Source organism: Bradyrhizobium sp. 157 (genome assembly GCF_023073815.1).
GTDB lineage: Bacteria > Pseudomonadota > Alphaproteobacteria > Rhizobiales > Xanthobacteraceae > Bradyrhizobium.
This window is the reverse complement of sequence record NZ_JADPKF010000077.1, coordinates 1-15,509: the sequence shown is the minus strand read 5'-3', so window position 1 is coordinate 15,509 and position 15,509 is coordinate 1. Positions and strand designations below refer to the sequence as shown.

Below are 15,509 nucleotides of genomic sequence, written 5' to 3'. Positions count from 1 at the left end.
GGGTACGCCCCCCGCTCTAGAACCGCGGCGGCCGCTTTTCGGCGAACGCCTCGATGCCTTCCTTGATCTCGGCGCTACGCATGCTCTCGCGATGACGCAGGTCGGCGGCCTCTTCGTCGAGCTTGCCGCGGGCGAATTCGTTGATGGCGCGCTTCATGCCACGCATTGCCAGCGGCGCGTTGCCGGCCAGGATAGCGGCGAGGCGATCCACTTCCTCGTCCAGCATCTCCATCGGCACCATGGCGGTGAGGTACCCGATCCGCAGCATTTCCGGCGCGGTAATTTTTTGCGCGGTGAGAAACAGCATTTTTGCGTTGTCGACGCCGAGCCGCGAGACGTAGCGCTTAATTCCGCTCTTGTAATAATGCAGGCCGAGCCGCGCCGCCGGCATGAACATTTCGGCCGTATCGACGCCGATACGGAAGTCGCAGGCCAGCGCCAGATCGGTCGAGCCGCCATAGACGCCGCCATTGAGCCGGCAGATCGTCGGCACCCCGAGATCCTCCAGCCGGTTGACGACGACCTCAAACGCCGATCCCGCGCTCTGTTGTTCCTTCTCGCTGGTCGCTCGATCCGCGACCGAATTGAGATCATAGCCCGCGCTGAAGGCGCGGCCGGTGCCGGTCAGCACCAGCACGCGGATCGCGGGATTGGCCTCGATCCGGTCGAACAGTTTCATGAGTTCGCCGAGGTCCTCGCTCTGCAACCGGTTCAGATGTTTCGGCCGGTTGAGGCGGATGGTGGCGCGCGGGCCGCTGATCTCGAGGACGGGCGCGCTCGCCGTCTCGGCTGTATCGGACATTATTTGCTCCATTGTTCAGCCGTCATTGCGAACGAAGCGTGCCTGCCGCCGCGGAGGGCGTCAACGATGCCGTCGCGCCCGCCCCGCCAGGCGGTCGGGTTCGGGCCGCGGGCGGGCTATATGGACGGGGAATTTTACCCGGGAATAGTGAGAATCCCGACAAAACGTCGCCTTTTCCTCGTATACCAAAAGGGCCCTGCGGGCATTACGATAGCGGGCGCCGCAGCAGAATCGCGAAAAATCAGTCCCTGAAGAAAATTGGTTGGCCTCCAATGGATACGTCTCATCTGGCACAACACGCGGGAACGGCCGGTGCGCTGTTTGCCACGATCTTCGTGGTTGCCACCACGACGATGAAGACCATGATCCCCTTGCGGGTTTTCGGCATTCTCGCCAACGTCATCCTGATCATCACCGCAATTCCCGCCCGAAACTACCTGGTCATGGTGGTGCAGTTGATCATGCTGCTGGTTAATTCCTATCGGCTGCACCAGATGTTGCAGTTGGTGCGCGACGTCAAAAAATCCGTCAACAGCGACCTGTCGATGGAATGGTTGAAGCCGTTCATGACCGAGCGCCAATGCCAGGCCGGCGAAATCCTGTTCTACAAGGATGAGAAGGCCGAGGACATGCTCTATATCGTCAGCGGCAAGTTTAAGCTGGTCGAATCCGGCATCGTGCTGCCGGTAGGCGCCATCGTTGGCGAGCTCGGTATGCTGTCGCCGTCGAACATGCGAACCCAGACGTTGGAATGCGTCGAATCCGGCCTCATCCTGAGCGTCAGTTACACCAAGGTTGAGGAGCTCTACGTGCAGAACCCGGCCTTCGGCTTCTATTTCCTGCGGCTGTCGAGTGCCCGGCTGTTTCAGAATATTGAAACGCTTGAGCGGCGACTGGCACAGCAGTCTGCGCCGGCAGCCGAGCCGAAACCCGCGTAGAGGCCGGAGCCCAAGGAGTGTCAGACCGCGGTATTCTGTCGTCGTTGCGTTATCTGTTGGCCGATTTCATCGGCGACGATGACGAGGAGCCGCCGTTCCTGCCCGAAGGACTACCGGAGCCGGTGATGGCGGTGGCGAGCGAGGCCATCCATCTTCTCATCGACTATCAGGGCCCGAGCTACGCCCGGCTCTACGTCGATCGGCTGCGGCGGTTCATCGGAAAACGAGGCGTCGACGACGTGATGCTCGGCGAAATTGCGCGGCTGATGGCGGTGCGCATGAGCTATCAGGACCCGATCCGGATCGCGCAGCTCAAGCTTGCCGAACTGCACGGCCCGGCCGGCGCGTCGGCCGGGTCTGTCGAAGTCAAAAAATTCCGGCTTGAAGAGCTGATCGGCGCACTGCCCGCCGTGATCGCCGAGTACGTGCTCGATGCGCTGGAATGGATGGGGTGGGCGCACAAGCGCGTCTCCATCCGCTTCAGCACGGCAAGCCGCTTTGGCATTCGCCGCCTTAAGATCGAGGCGGGGCTGCGGCGATGGCGGCTGCTTTCGGTGCGCTATGCCAAAGAGCGGGTCTGGGTCGAACGCTGGCTGCACATGATCGACCGCAGCCTGACCAAACAGCCCCAAGCCGCGCCCACGATCATCCAGACCGCGACCATGATCGAGGGCTATGGCGACGTCTATCGGCAGGGCATGGCCGATTGGCACGCGATCATCGACGGGCTTGCCAAGCCGACCTTCGATGGCGTGCTGGCCTTGTCGGATCTCGCCGGCGCGATAGCCGAAGCGCGCGCCGCAGCAACGCCTGACCCGCGGCAGACGGCGCTCAAGCGCAAGATCGCCGAGATAAGGGCGCGGGTATCGGCCGGCGCGGATGCGGCAGTTCGTTAGATTGTTGGGTGGGCAAAGCGAACTAGCGCTCCTTTGCCCACCCTACGGAGCTTTGCCTTACGCGCTCTGCGCAGTCTTCACGACCACGACCTTGTCGTCCTGCGGATGATGCCGCTTGAGATGTTCGCGGCGCAAGCCGATTTCGTCGCGCACGAATTCATAGCCGAGCTTGAAGGTATCCAGCCCGTCGCTACTGATGGTGCCGTCGCGCAAGCCGATCACCACGCCGCGCAGGGTCGCTTCCAACTCGTCCTGCAGTTCGTCGAGCGCGTCGAGAGAGTTGGCGTATTCGATGCGCTCGCCGATATCGAGAATCGCGGTCGCGAGCTGGCTGGCCTTTTCCGGTGCGATCCGGGTGATCTTGGCGTAGATGGCGGCAAAGATCGAGCCGATGATGCTGAGCGCCAATAGCGCCACATACATCAAATCGCTGTAGCGCTCGACAAAGGACTTGGTGTCGTCGTTGATGTATTCGGCAGCGCCCGGATGCGCCACGACGAAGGCGTCCTTGTCGGTCTCTGCGGGCTCGATCTTGGAGGCGAAGCCGTCGGCTAGCCCAAGCTCGGCCTTGTTCTCGTAGATGATCCGCGCAAGGTCGCCCACGGTGGTGGTCGAGAGCCTGGATTGGGCGACCAGCAGCCATTCGATCCCGATCGTCTCGACGTCTTCGGCAGGGACGGCGGGGGAGGCGGACAGCATGCCGGTCGCCACTGTTTCCTCTGAGATCGCCGGGTACTTCCTCGCGATCGCCTTTGCGGAGTCGATCGCGTTCAGCGTGAAGCCGCCGCGTCTGGCATATTGCTCGTAACTCTTGTCCTTCACGATCTGGGAAGCGTGCGCAATCTTGATCACGGCGCCGAAGCCTGCGGCGAACAGTTGGTCGAACGTCGCGCCCGGCGGTGCCATCTGCACCCGCGTCGCTGCCTCCGGGCTGTCCGACAGTTCGAGAATATTGCGCACCAGCGCAGCCCCGCTCTCGTTGTCGGCGATGACCGCGATCTTCTTCTTCTTCAGTTCCGCGATGGATTTGATTTTCTTGCCGTTCGGGCTGATCAACAGAAGCAGGTCGTGTTCGAGGATCGCCAGCGCGCGGGCGCGGGGCGGTATCCTGGCGTCGGTGCGCAAGATCGCAAGGTTGGCCTCCTTGCGATCGAACTGCGACAGCGCCCTGGCATTGTCGCCGCTGGGTACGATCTTGAGCCGCAGCCGCGAGGAATTGTTCTTCAGCACCGCCGCTAATCGGTCGGCGAAGCGTGCCTCGAGGCCATTGCGCTCGCCGACGGCAAATACCAGCGTCTCGGAATTGCGCAGCAAGGTCCGGCCGCCCCACACCACGGCGGCGGTCAGGACTAGCGTCAGGATGGAGAACAGCAGGATCTGGGTCCGGTTGCTCTTGACGGACCGCAACCGGGGACGCGGCATTTTCGGATGCGGCGTTGGGGTCTCAACTCGCATGGCTCGTACCCGGGGGTCAGGGGACGTGTTGCCGCCGGGCTGGGCGCCGCAGTCCGAATGGATTCGTAAATACCTAGAAAAGAACGATAATTTTGACCGTCGGCCAATGATAGCCCGCGCTTACGGGATTGCAAAGCACGCCCGCCGGTAACCTTACCCCGGGGCCACGCTGCGCGTCCTTGCCGCAGTATCGCAGTTCCGCCACACCGTGCGATTTTCAGACTACCCACAGGTGCATTCCGCCACAGGAGATGTCATAAATAAAGGCAACGTTCGAATAGTCCGGGTTTGACAAGAACATTGCGCTGACAGCCTAGGCCCCGGGTTTAGCCATCTCGTCAGTCCCAGCAAAGGGCGTCAGCTTTGTTGTTTCCTTCGATGTCGTCCTCGATCCCGGTAGGTGCGCTGGTCGGATGGATGCTGCTTCTCACTGTGAAGCACGTCATTGCCGATTTCGTACTGCAAACTTCCTGGATGGCGATCGGCAAGGATCAAAAGACCGGTTGGGCGCTGCCGCTGCTCGCGCACTGCCTCGTGCACCTTGCGGTATCGCTCGTGCTGATCCTGATCGTCGCGCCGCGATTCTGGTTCGTTGCCTTTATCGATTTTTTCATTCACATCACCGTCGACCGCCTCAAGGGGATCATCGCCTCCCGGTTCGGCGTGACGCTCGAGAACGAGCATCCGTGGTTCTGGACGCTGATCGGTGTCGATCAGGCGCTGCACCACCTCACCGGTTTCGGCCTGGCGATCTTCATGGCGGCGAACTGATCCCGCGACCGGCGGCGGCCTGATCCTTCTTCCGAAATTGGACGGCTACCCGCGCCGGCCCGAATCACGTTCGATTTCCGAACTGGGCGTCACTGGCAAGTCCTCCGGAACACTACTGGTGCGGGTGGTTAACTCTTCATTAGAGAATTGCACGGCATCTTCCGGATAGGGAGAACCCGCAATGTTTTCAAGCCGCGACGCCTTCGAGAACGATTTCTGTCCGGTCCGGGACGAGCTGCTGGGCGAGATGTATCGCGCCAATCCGCATGGGCTGTCGCTGCTGGTGGAAAGCGTTTCATCCGACGTCCGCGCCATGCTGGCACTGTTCTGCTACCGCCGCAGCCACCTCCACGCGTTGGCCGTCGCCATCGCGGCGAGCTGCACCGAACGCGAGTTGATCCATTTTGGCGGCCGGGTTGGTTCTACGCTCTATGCGCTGTCGCGCGAACCCGCCGCGCGTTCCGCCTCGTCGTCATCGCACGGCGGCCGCAAGCCGATCACCCTGTCGACCAAGCCGCTCTCGACCTTCAAGCCGATCGAGGATGAGATCGACGACGAAGATTTTGCGGAAGCCGTGACGGCCTGAGTTGTCCTGACGCGTAGCCCGGGTGAAGCGCAGCGTAACCCGGGGGCTCTCTCGCAACCGGCTCGAGTCGCCCTGGATTGCGCTTCGCTTCATCCGGGCTACTGTCAATCGAGATACGTTACGCCAACACCGGCAATCCGTGCCGCTTTCGCGCCATCGCGCATTCCACGTCACCGGGCATGCAGGTGCGGCACACTTCGGGCCGCATCGCGTAGATTTGGCACGACGTCGCCTCGCCGACCTTGCCTGACAGCGCCGAACAGCGCTCGCCGTCGCAGCGCATTCCGGACAGCCGTTCGTTGACGAATCGTTCCGGGATCAGGTCGAGAGCCGCGTCGTCCTCGGTGGTGAAGCGCGGCCAGTTCTGCGAGTAGCTGCAGCAGGCGCCGCAGGCCTGGCAGGGGTTTTGGTTGTCGGCGGCGAATCCTTGCATGCCTCGCGTTTAGCCCGGAATGACGGCCGCGGCCAGCCGCCCGGCGCCAGGTATCCTGTCTAGGTATCTTTGGGCGCTTCCCAGACCAGGCTGCGCCGCCATTTCGCCCGCAGGATATCGCGCCGTTCCGGATATTTTTCGTCGTGATAGACCGCGTCAACGACGCGGTCGGTGCGGAAGCTGCGAAAATCCTTCCGCAGTTCGCACCACGCCGCCAGTATCCGCACCGCCTCGTGATAGCCGACCGCGATCGGCCAGATCGTGCGCTGGCTGTCGCGGCCATGCTCGTCGCGATAGTTCAGCGTGATCTTCTTGCCTTCGTGGATTTGCGTCCGTGTCCGCACCATGTCGATGCGGTCGGGCTCCCTATTCCATGCCCGTCGGGCGCGGCTGGCCGGCTCCAGCACGAATGGCCGCAGCCGCTCCGGCACGGTCTCGGCGACTTTCGCCATCAGGTCCTGCGCAGCGCGTGCCAGCGCGGGATCGGCGTGGCCGACCACCCATTGCGCGCCGAGCACGCAGGCTTCGATCTCGTCCGGCGTGAGCATCAAAGGCGGCAGGTCGAAACCCTTTTCCAGGATGTAGCCGACGCCGGCTTCGCCGCGGATCGGCACGCGCTGTTCGATCAGTGTCGTTATATCGCGATAGATCGTTCGCTTCGAAGTCTCCAGCTCCGCCGCGATTGCGTCTGCGGTCAAAGGCTTCCGGGTGCGCCGAAGCACCTGAATGATCTGAAACAGCCGGTCGGCCCGTCTCATGGCTGGTCTCTTTTCCTGATCGATGGCCCACGATGCTGACAGCATGTTGGCAGCAGGGGCTTTGTATATCGGGACAACACCTCAATTAAAGGGAACTTGTCCATGACGATTTTCAGCGAATTCGGCTTCCGGCGCAGCCGCGGACCTCTCGTGAATGCACACCGATTTGCATTGGAACAGCTCGTTTCCATCCACTGCGTCACCACCGACCTGCGCTGGGCGATGGTTGAGCTGGCATGGCGTTCACTCATCGCCTTGTGCGCCCTGGCGCAAGAGCAGCTTGCGTCATGGGCGCGCAAGCCCCGTTCGCCCCGGCAGGAGGAAGCCGGCGGCCGGCATTGCTGCTGCTGACACCATGGTGGCAGCAGGGGGGCGCTAGCCTCGGACGCGTTTTTGAGATCGGGAGACTCGCATGATTACCCTCTACGGCTTCGGTGCCGGCTTCGGCCTGCCGGAGATCAGCCCCTTTGTGACCAAGACCGAGGTCCAGCTCAAGATGGCTGGTCTTGCCTATCGCAAGGAGAAGGCCAAGCCGCCGGCTTCGCCCAAGGGGCAGTTGCCCTACATCGTTGATGAGGCCGAGACGATCGCCGATTCCACCTTCATTCGCGCGCACCTGGAGGCCAAGTATGGTTTCGACTTCGATGCGCCGCTCAGCCTGCAGGCGCGGGCGCAGGCCTGGGCCTTCGAGCGGATGATCGAGCATCATATTTATTGGGCGCTGGTCGGCGCGCGCTGGGTCGACGGCGACAATTTTGCCAAGGGGCCTGCGCATTTCTTCGACAGCGCACCGGCGCACTTGCGCGAGAAGATGCGCGAGGACGCCCAGTTCCGTGTCGCCGAGAATTACCTGCTCAGCGGCCTCGGCCGCCACGCCCCGGACGAGGATATCGATCTGGCCGCCCGCTCGCTGTTTGCGCTGTCGGTCCAGCTCGGCGACAAGCCGTTTCTGATGGGCGAAACACCCTGCGGCATGGACGCCACCGCCTTCGGCGCGCTCGCCGGAATCCTGACGCCGTTCTTCGAGTCGGCCCTGCGGCAGCGGACCGAGCAGTTCGCCAACCTCACCGCCTATGTCGACCGGATGATGCTGCTGTACTATCCGGAATTCGCCTGGGCGCCGGTGCAGCAAGCGGCCTGATTACGACGTTGCCGCTGCGGGCTGGCCCTTCAACGCGGCCAGCTCCGCTTCAAGCTCGGCGATGCGGGCATCGCGCACCGCCAACGCCTGCGCGACGTCAGCGGCATCGAACTTCTGCGGGATGTGCTGCGGGCAATTGGTGTCCCACGCCGCAATCTTGAACAGGATGACCTGCTCGGGGCGTGCCTTGTAGCCCTGCGGCATCAGCGATTTCGTCAGGGCCGGATCGTCTTCCACCACGCGCGCCTCGCCCCAGATTTTTACGCGCCGGCGATGCGCGTAGTCCATCACGAAAATATGCGCCTTCAGATTCTCCGACAGATTGCCCTGGCTGATGTACTGCCGGTTGCCGCTGTAATCGGCGAACGCGATCGTGTTCTTGTCGAGGACTTTGACAAAACCCTTCGGCCCGCCGCGGTGCTGGATGTAGGGCTGGCCGTCCGCTGAGGCAGTCGCGAGATAGAAGCTCGTGGTCTCCGCGAGGAAGCCGGCGAGGTTTTCGTCGATCTCGACGCGCCAGCCGCCGCGCGCTTCGACGCTGGCATAGGCCTCGCGCGAGCCCTTGCGGGTTTGGATCGCCTTCACCGCCCGGGTAAAGGCGACGTCGCTGGAATAGGTGTGAACGTCAGACATCTGAGCCTCCCGTCATGGAGCGCCTACACGGTCGTCCTTCGGCTCCAAGATGGCCGTTTCTGAAGTATAAACAATCTGAGGAATTGACACTTCACTATTGCTGGATATGCAATAGTCGGATGGACCGGCTCGATGCCATGCAGGCCTTTGTCGCGGTGGCGGATCTGCAGGGCTTTGCTCCCGCGGCGCGCAAGCTCGGGCTGTCGCCTTCGGGCGTGACGCGGCTGATTGCGGCGCTGGAGGATCGTCTGGGCGCACGCCTGTTGCAGCGGACCACTCGACAGGTGACGCTGACCGACGCCGGCTCGCGCTATCTGGAGCGAGCGCGGCGAATTCTGGCCGACGTCGAGGAGGCCGAGGGCGCCGTCGCCGGCGAGCGTACGCGGCCGGAAGGGCAACTCGTCATCTCGGCGCCGGTTGGTTTCGGCCGGCTGCACGTCAGCCCGATCGTGTCGGCCTATCTGAAGCGCTATCCCGAGGTGAGTGTGGACCTCCGTTTGTCCGACCGCATGATCAACCTCGTTGAGGATGGTGTCGATCTCGCCGTCCGGATCGGCCATCTGCCCGACTCGACGCTGGTGGCGCGCCATGTCGGCGAGATGCGGCGGATCGTGGTGGCTTCGCCCGGCTATCTCCGGGCGCGCGGCGAGCCGCAGCGGCCACGGGACATCTCCGCGCATGACACGATCCAGTTCGGCGCCATGACCGCGGCACTCGACTGGCGTTTCGTCGAGGACGGCCGCGAGATCCGCGTCGCCAGCACGCCGCGCCTAGCCACCAACAGCTCGGATGCCGCGATCCAATATGCCGAGCAGGATGGCGGGCTGACGCGGGTCATGGCCTATCAGGCCGCCGAGTCGCTGAAAGCGCGTCGGCTCCGAATCGTGCTCGCGCCGTTCGAGCAGCCCGCGATGCCAATCCACATCGTCTATCCGACCTCCCGGCTGCTCTCGGCCAAGGTCCGCACCTTCGTCGATCTCGTGACCGAGATGGCCGACTGGCATTTTGGCTAGGTACCGTGCCCCGGCTCTGCGGAGCAGCGTACCGGACGATGCTTCGCATCGCCGGGGCACGCTGCACCGCGTCCGGGACACGCGGCGCCTACACCGGCTCCTTCTTCGGCACTACGCGAAACGTCGCATTGGCCCGCGCGATCACGGCGTCGTCGGCCTTGATCAGGCTCTGCGCGAAACAGATCGTCTTGCCGGTCTTGACCACCTCGCTCTCGACCGCGAGCCACTGCCCGACCTCCGCGGTGCCGACGAAATCGACCGCCAGCCCGATCGTCACCAGCGACGACACGCCGCCCATCACATGCGCGCAACTATGGCCCATGGCATTATCGGCCAGCGCCGCGATCAGCCCGCCATGAATCAGGCCGCGTCCATTGGTGTGCGGCTTTGCAAGCCGCAGCCCGATGATGACGGCCTTATCGGTCTTCTTCGAATACAGCGGCTCCCAGGGATCGGTCAGCGGGCTCTTGCGGGTGTGCGGCTCGAACCCTGTGGGGATATCGGATGCGGTCATTGGCGGCTCACCGTGTGATGATGTCTTTCGTCATTGAACGCGACGCGCCGGCTGAAGTCACCACCTACAAAGTTTTAAACGGCATTGCGACGGGTGTTTGAAATGCCGCGTTCTATCCTTCCGTCATTGCGAGCGGAGCGAAGCAATCCATGCTTCCGCGTATGCGGGACGATGGATTGCTTCGTCGCTTACGCTCCTCGCAATGACGGCGACATTATGCCTCGTCCTAAAACGGCAGCCCCACATAATTCTCCGACAGCGACGCCGAGGCCGCCTTCGAGTTGACGACGTAATCCAGCTCGGCGAGCTGAATCCGTGAGCCGAATTCGCCCTGGTCCGGGAATTTGTGCAGCATCGAGGTCATCCACCAGGAGAAGCGCACCGCCTTCCAGACGCGCGACAATGCCTTGGCGGAATAATTGTCGATCCCGGCCGAGGATTTCTCGTCGTAATATTCGCGCAACGCCTGCGAGAGGTAATGCACGTCGCTGGCGGCGAGGTTCAGTCCCTTGGCGCCGGTCGGCGGCACGATGTGGGAGGCATCGCCGGCCAAGAACATGCTCCCGAACCGCATCGGCTCGGCGACGAAGCTGCGAAGCGGCGCGATGCTCTTTTCGATCGAGGGGCCAGTGACGAGTTCGTCGGCCGCCTTCTGGTCGATCCGGCGCTTCAGCTCGTCCCAGAAGCGCTCGTCCGGCCACTGGTCAATATGGTCGTCGAGCGAGCATTGCACATAGTAGCGGCTGCGGCGCATCGAGCGCATCGTGCACAGTGCAAAGCCGCGCGCATGGTTGTTGTAGATCAGCTCCGGGCTGACCGGCGGCGTCTCCGAGAGGATGCCGAGCCAGCCAAACGGATAGATCCGTTCAAAGGTCTGGATCGCTGACGGTTTTACGCTGGCGCGGCTGACGCCATGAAAGCCGTCGCAGCCGGCGATGAAGTCGCATTCGATCTCGTGGGAAACGCCGTCCTTCACATAGCTGACGCGCGGGCGGTCGGTATCGAAATCGAGCGGTTTGACGTCGGCGGCCTGGTAGATAGTCGTCAGGCCGGCCGCCTTGCGCGCGTTCATCAGGTCGAGCGTCACCTCGGTCTGGCCGTAGATCATGACGGTCTTGCCGGTCGCGCCGTGCAAGTCGATTCGGTGCCGCACGCCGCCAAACGCCAATTCCAGACCATGGTGGACCAGCCCCTCGCGGTGGGCGCGCTCGCCGGCGCCGACCTCGTCGAGCAGCGCCACCGTGCCTTCCTCGAGCAGGCCGGCGCGGATCCGGCCGAGCACATATTCGCCCGTCTGGCGCTCGAGAATGACGTTGTCGATGCCGTAGCGGTGAAGTAGTTGCCCAAGCAACAATCCTGCCGGACCTGCACCTATGATTGCTACTTTTGTCCTCAATACCCGCTCCTCCCGGTATTATAGGTTTCAAGCCGGCGGTTGCCCCCAAGCTTGGAATAGTAGTTATATCATATAACGGTTTTGGCAAAGGACATTGGCGCGAAACAGTTTCAAGTGTACTTCGCGGCGGTGCATATGGCGACCGGGGGGAAGAGGAGACGCCGCGGCTGAATGCCCGCCTTGAAAACGCGGGCAAGCTAGATAACATGTTAATTAACGAGGTCGGGCGATCGAACAGCCCGCGTGCCAAGGGAGAGGATGCCGATGAGGAAAGCATTTCTGGCGATGCTGCTGGCCGCCAGCGTGACGCCTGCGCTGGCGCAGGAAAAAACCTTCGAGCTGAAATTGTCGCACTGGGTGCCGGCCTCGCATCCGCTGCAGAAGGCGCTGGAAGACTGGGGCGCCGCGGTCGAGAAGGAATCCGGCGGCACCATCAAATACAAGGTGTTCCCGGCGCAGCAGCTCGGCAAGGCATTCGACCATTACGACATGGCGCGCGACGGCATCGCCGATGTCACTTACATCAACCCGGGCTATCAGCCGGGGCGGTTTCCGCTCATCGGCGCGGGCGAATTGCCCTTTCTGATGTCGGATGCCAAGGGCGGATCGATGGCGCTCGACGCCTGGTATCGCAAATATGCCGAGAAGGAGATGAAGGACGTCAAGTTCTGTCTGGCCTTCATCCATTCGCCGTCGACGTTCCATTCCCGGACGAAGAAAATCGTTACGCCCGAAGATATCAAGGGCATGAAGATCCGGCCCGCCCACGCCACCATGGCGAATTTCGTCACCCAGCTCGGCGGCACCAACGTGCAGTCCTCGGCGCCCGAGGTCCGCGACATCATCGAACGCGGCGTGGCTGACGCCGTCACCTTCCCGTGGGGGTCGGTGGTGCTGTTCGGCATCGACAAGGTGACGAAGTATCACATCGAAGCGCCGATCTACGTCACGACCTTTGCCTTCGTGATGAATAAGGACAAGTACAACCAGATGTCCGACAAGCAAAAGAAGGCGATCGACAACAACTGCAACACGGAAGCCTCCGGCCGCGTCGGCGAACCCTGGGGCAAGTACGAGGATGCCGGCGTCGAGAAGATCAAGGCGATGTCGGGTCATGAGGTCTACAAACTGACGCCGGAGCAGACGGCGGCGTGGAAGAAGGCGGCCGAGCCGCTGGTCAAGACCTGGGGCGAGGGCGTCAAGAAGAACGGCGGCGACCCAGACTCGGCGCTGGCCGAACTCAAGGCTTCGCTCACCAAGTACAACGCGCTCGCGCAGTAAGCCAAAGCCGTAGCGAAGGAGCTGCGCTCCCTCTCCCGCTTGCGGGGGAGGGCTGGGGTGGGGGTCGTGCCGCATAACGCATGCTGGAGTTCGGGGAGACAGCCCCCACCCGCTGCGCTTCGCGCCGCGACCTCCCCCGCAAGCGGGAGAGGTTAAGTGAGTTCGCGGCCAGACTTATTCAATCAACTGGCATCAATCGATGGGGAGCTCCGCACATGAATCGCGCGTGGATGGATCGTTTCATCGATACGATCGAATGGATTGCCGCCGGCTTTGTCGGCATCGTCGCGCTCAACATCTTCATCGGCGTCCTGCTGCGCAACACGCTGAACTATGCGATCCCGGACTCTTTCGATATCGGGCGCATGCTGCTCGGCATTCTAATTTTCTGGGGTATCGCCGCCACCAGCTATCGTGGCGGCCACATCACCGTCGACCTGATCTGGGCCAATGTCGGTCCAAAGTACCAGCGCATGATCGACGTGTTCGCGACGCTGGTGCTGCTGTTCGTCGTGACGGTGCAGACCTATACTCTGTTCGACAAAGTACACGGCACCTACAACGACAACGTTCTCACCTTTGAAATGCACATGCCGACCTGGCCGTTCTTTGCGATCGCCTGGGCCGGTGACGCCGCCGCGGTGCTGCTGATCGCGATCCGCACCTGGCGGCTGGTCTTCCATCCGGAAGACATTCATGACGCCAAGATCAAGACCGTGGAGTAGGCGGCATGAGCACCGATACGGTCGCGGTCCTGGGATTTGTCGCGCTGTTCGTGCTGATGCTGTTGCGCGTGCCGGTCGGCATGGCGATGGGCCTCGTCGGCGTCTGCGGCTTCGGTTATCTGGTCGGCTTCACGCCGGCGCTCAAGATGGTCGGCCAGACCTCGATGCGCACGGTCACCGACTACACCTTCGGCGTGATTCCGATGTTTCTCTTGATGGGCGCGTTCGTCAGCAATTCCGGCATGAGCCGCGAACTGTTCCGCGCCGCCAACGGCTTTGTCGGCCATCTGCGCGGTGGGCTTGGCATTGCTACCGTCGGGGCCTGTGGTGGCTTTGCCGCGATCTGCGGCTCGTCGGTGGCGACCGCCGCCACGTTTTCGGCCGTCGCATATCCGGAAATGCGGCGCTATGGCTATCCGCAATCCTTTGCCACCGGCGTGATCGCGGCCGGCGGCACACTGGGCGCCATGCTGCCGCCGTCGACGGTGCTCGCCGTCTACGGCATCATCACCGAACAGGACATCGGCAAACTGTTCATCGCCGGCATCATCCCCGGCCTGCTGGCCATTGCCATGTACATGCTGACGATTTCGCTGATCGGCTGGTTCCGGCCGGATTTCCTGCCGGCGGGTCCGCAAACCAAATGGCGCGAGCGCTTGGCCGGCCTGAAGAACATCTGGGCGCCGGTGCTGCTGTTCATCTTTGTGATCGGCGGGCTTTATGGCCTGCCGTTTCTGCCGCGCTTTACGCCCACTGAGGCAGGCGGCGTCGGCGCCACCGGTGCATTCCTGATTGGCGTGCTGACGGGGAGGCTGGACAAGGAAAAGATCCTGGGTGCGTTGCTGCAGGCGACCCGCACCGCAGCCGCGGTGTTCACGGTGCTGATCGGCGCGCTGATCTTCGGCTACTTCCTGACGGTGACTCAGACCCCGCAGAAGGTCACCGAGCTGCTCACCGGCCTCGGGCTCGGTCCCTACGGTATCCTGGCCCTGATCATGGTGATGTATCTGGTTCTGGGCTGTCTGATGGATGCCATGGCCATGATCATTCTGACGGTGCCGATCATCTTTCCCGTGATCGTGCATCTCGGCTTCGATCCGATCTGGTTCGGCGTCATCATCGTGATGACGGTAGAACTTGGCCTCATCTCTCCGCCGATCGGGATGAACGTCTTTGTCATCAAGAGCGTCGTCAAGGACGTGTCGTTCTCCACGATCTTCCGTGGCGTGATGCCGTTCGTGGTGACGGACCTGATCCGGCTGGTGATCCTGATCGCATTTCCGATATTGGCGCTGTGGCTGCCGCAACGCATGGCCGGATAGGGTGGTCCGATGACCCCGCAGCTCGAGACCAGATACGTCTTCACCATCACCGCCCGGATCGGCGAGGTGACTTCGGCCGGCGAGATCGGCACCGGCGTGCGCCGGATCATTCCGATCATCGGCGGCGAGGTGAAGGGCGAAGTCAACGGCAAGATTCTTCCCTTCGGGGCGGACTTCCAGATCATCCGCCCGAACGAATTGATCGAGCTGGAAGCGAAATACGCCTTCGAGACCGACGACGGCGCCGTCGTCTATGTCGAGAACAAAGGCCTGCGCTTTGGCCCGGTCGAGTTGCTGCAGAAGCTCAAGCGCGGCGAGCCGGTCGATCCAAAACTGATCTATTTCCGCACCGTGCCGAAATTCGAGACCGGCGCAGAGAAATATCGCTGGCTGATGCAAAACCTCTTCATCGCCTCCGCCGCCCGCCACGCCGACCGCGTCGTCATCGATGTGCATCAGGTGTTGTGAGCAACCGTCCTAACCACCGTCATTGCGAGCCAACGGGTCGCGCGAATGCGCGCCCGATGACAGGCTCCGCGAAGCAATCCATCTATCCCCGCGTTGAGGCGTGGATTGCTTCGCTTTCGCTCGCAATGACGTGGAGAGAGAAGTCGCCGCAACAGAGCGAAGGCGGAAAGTGGGTGACCCAGTATTCCAGAGACAGCAGTGATCGAACGGATAGGCCGCGGCGTACTGGATCCCCGCATCCGCGGGGATGACAGTTGAGTGTTGCGTCGCCGCTTCCCCGTCATGTATGGACGGCCCCCTCTCGGCAAGGGCTTTTTGGTGCTTCGGCAACGGATCGGGGAGCGGTCATGTATACGGCCTCGAGAAGCGGCCATTGA

General features: G+C 62.5%; 18 protein-coding genes. 11 read left to right on the top strand and 7 right to left on the bottom strand.

Translation table 11 applies throughout. From position 1 onward, the window contains the following. Window positions 1–16 precede the first annotated feature (16 nt). Window positions 17–802: an enoyl-CoA hydratase/isomerase family protein gene (locus IVA95_RS19610; RefSeq protein WP_247511950.1), complete on the bottom strand. Its 786-nt coding sequence runs from the start codon at window positions 800–802 to the stop codon at window positions 17–19. Between the two features lie 272 nt (window positions 803–1,074). Between IVA95_RS19610 and IVA95_RS19605 the strand changes: the two genes are divergently transcribed. Further along, entirely contained in the window at window positions 1,075–1,740 is a 666-nt protein-coding gene (locus IVA95_RS19605) for a cyclic nucleotide-binding domain-containing protein (RefSeq protein ID WP_028351732.1), read from the top strand. Between the two features lie 17 nt (window positions 1,741–1,757). Further along, window positions 1,758–2,636 carry a DUF6537 domain-containing protein gene (locus IVA95_RS19600; protein ID WP_247511949.1) on the top strand — a complete coding sequence of 293 codons (879 nt, stop codon included), beginning with the start codon at window positions 1,758–1,760 and terminating at the stop codon, window positions 2,634–2,636. A gap of 57 nt (window positions 2,637–2,693) precedes the next feature. On the opposite strand, the gene IVA95_RS19595 is transcribed toward IVA95_RS19600, so the two are convergent. Continuing rightward, the gene (locus tag IVA95_RS19595) at window positions 2,694–4,091 is read right to left on the bottom strand and encodes a TAXI family TRAP transporter solute-binding subunit (RefSeq protein WP_247511948.1); all 1,398 of its coding nucleotides are present in this window, start codon (window positions 4,089–4,091) and stop codon (window positions 2,694–2,696) included. 417 nt (window positions 4,092–4,508) lie between these two features. Here IVA95_RS19595 and IVA95_RS19590 point away from each other — a divergent pair, with 417 nt between their 5' ends. Together IVA95_RS19590 and IVA95_RS19585 are read left to right on the top strand one after the other, a co-directional pair. After that, window positions 4,509–4,862: a DUF3307 domain-containing protein gene (locus IVA95_RS19590; protein WP_213248848.1), complete on the top strand. Its 354-nt coding sequence runs from the start codon at window positions 4,509–4,511 to the stop codon at window positions 4,860–4,862. Between the two features lie 181 nt (window positions 4,863–5,043). Further along, the gene (locus tag IVA95_RS19585; protein ID WP_213248649.1) at window positions 5,044–5,448 is read left to right on the top strand and encodes a hypothetical protein; all 405 of its coding nucleotides are present in this window, start codon (window positions 5,044–5,046) and stop codon (window positions 5,446–5,448) included. Between the two features lie 118 nt (window positions 5,449–5,566). Here IVA95_RS19585 and IVA95_RS19580 read toward each other — a convergent pair whose 3' ends face one another. Both IVA95_RS19580 and IVA95_RS19575 read right to left on the bottom strand, forming a co-directional pair. Then, complete coding sequence (locus IVA95_RS19580) at window positions 5,567–5,881, bottom strand: YkgJ family cysteine cluster protein (protein WP_247511947.1); 315 nt, start codon at window positions 5,879–5,881, stop codon at window positions 5,567–5,569. Window positions 5,882–5,940: 59 nt separating this feature from the next. Further along, complete coding sequence (locus IVA95_RS19575; protein WP_213248645.1) at window positions 5,941–6,639, bottom strand: YafY family protein; 699 nt, start codon at window positions 6,637–6,639, stop codon at window positions 5,941–5,943. 102 nt (window positions 6,640–6,741) lie between these two features. Between IVA95_RS19575 and IVA95_RS19570 the strand changes: the two genes are divergently transcribed. After that, window positions 6,742–6,990: a hypothetical protein gene (locus IVA95_RS19570; RefSeq protein WP_247511946.1), complete on the top strand. Its 249-nt coding sequence runs from the start codon at window positions 6,742–6,744 to the stop codon at window positions 6,988–6,990. A 61-nt stretch (window positions 6,991–7,051) separates the two neighbouring features. Next, entirely contained in the window at window positions 7,052–7,780 is a 729-nt protein-coding gene (locus IVA95_RS19565) for a glutathione S-transferase family protein (protein ID WP_247511945.1), read from the top strand. Here IVA95_RS19565 and IVA95_RS19560 read toward each other — a convergent pair whose 3' ends face one another. Next, window positions 7,781–8,413, bottom strand: a complete 633-nt coding sequence (locus IVA95_RS19560) for a pyridoxamine 5'-phosphate oxidase family protein (protein ID WP_247511944.1) — start codon at window positions 8,411–8,413, stop codon at window positions 7,781–7,783. A 119-nt stretch (window positions 8,414–8,532) separates the two neighbouring features. Here IVA95_RS19560 and IVA95_RS19555 point away from each other — a divergent pair, with 119 nt between their 5' ends. Continuing rightward, window positions 8,533–9,426 carry a LysR family transcriptional regulator gene (locus IVA95_RS19555; protein WP_247511943.1) on the top strand — a complete coding sequence of 298 codons (894 nt, stop codon included), beginning with the start codon at window positions 8,533–8,535 and terminating at the stop codon, window positions 9,424–9,426. A gap of 88 nt (window positions 9,427–9,514) precedes the next feature. On the opposite strand, the gene IVA95_RS19550 is transcribed toward IVA95_RS19555, so the two are convergent. Next, window positions 9,515–9,940: a PaaI family thioesterase gene (locus tag IVA95_RS19550; protein WP_247511942.1), complete on the bottom strand. Its 426-nt coding sequence runs from the start codon at window positions 9,938–9,940 to the stop codon at window positions 9,515–9,517. A gap of 226 nt (window positions 9,941–10,166) precedes the next feature. Further along, on the bottom strand, window positions 10,167–11,336 hold the full coding sequence (gene pobA / locus IVA95_RS19545) for a 4-hydroxybenzoate 3-monooxygenase (RefSeq protein ID WP_247511941.1): 1,170 nt from the start codon (window positions 11,334–11,336) through the stop codon (window positions 10,167–10,169). 264 nt (window positions 11,337–11,600) lie between these two features. Here pobA and IVA95_RS19540 point away from each other — a divergent pair, with 264 nt between their 5' ends. From IVA95_RS19540 to IVA95_RS19525, 4 genes are all read left to right on the top strand, one after another. Continuing rightward, the gene (locus IVA95_RS19540; RefSeq protein WP_247511940.1) at window positions 11,601–12,617 is read left to right on the top strand and encodes a TRAP transporter substrate-binding protein; all 1,017 of its coding nucleotides are present in this window, start codon (window positions 11,601–11,603) and stop codon (window positions 12,615–12,617) included. A gap of 215 nt (window positions 12,618–12,832) precedes the next feature. After that, a complete protein-coding gene (locus IVA95_RS19535) occupies window positions 12,833–13,342 on the top strand; it encodes a TRAP transporter small permease (RefSeq protein ID WP_247511939.1) in 510 nt (169 codons plus the stop codon). 5 nt (window positions 13,343–13,347) lie between these two features. Then, on the top strand, window positions 13,348–14,664 hold the full coding sequence (locus IVA95_RS19530; RefSeq protein ID WP_247511938.1) for a TRAP transporter permease: 1,317 nt from the start codon (window positions 13,348–13,350) through the stop codon (window positions 14,662–14,664). A 9-nt stretch (window positions 14,665–14,673) separates the two neighbouring features. Then, window positions 14,674–15,132: a DUF3237 domain-containing protein gene (locus tag IVA95_RS19525; RefSeq protein WP_247511937.1), complete on the top strand. Its 459-nt coding sequence runs from the start codon at window positions 14,674–14,676 to the stop codon at window positions 15,130–15,132. Window positions 15,133–15,509: the final 377 nt, after the last annotated feature.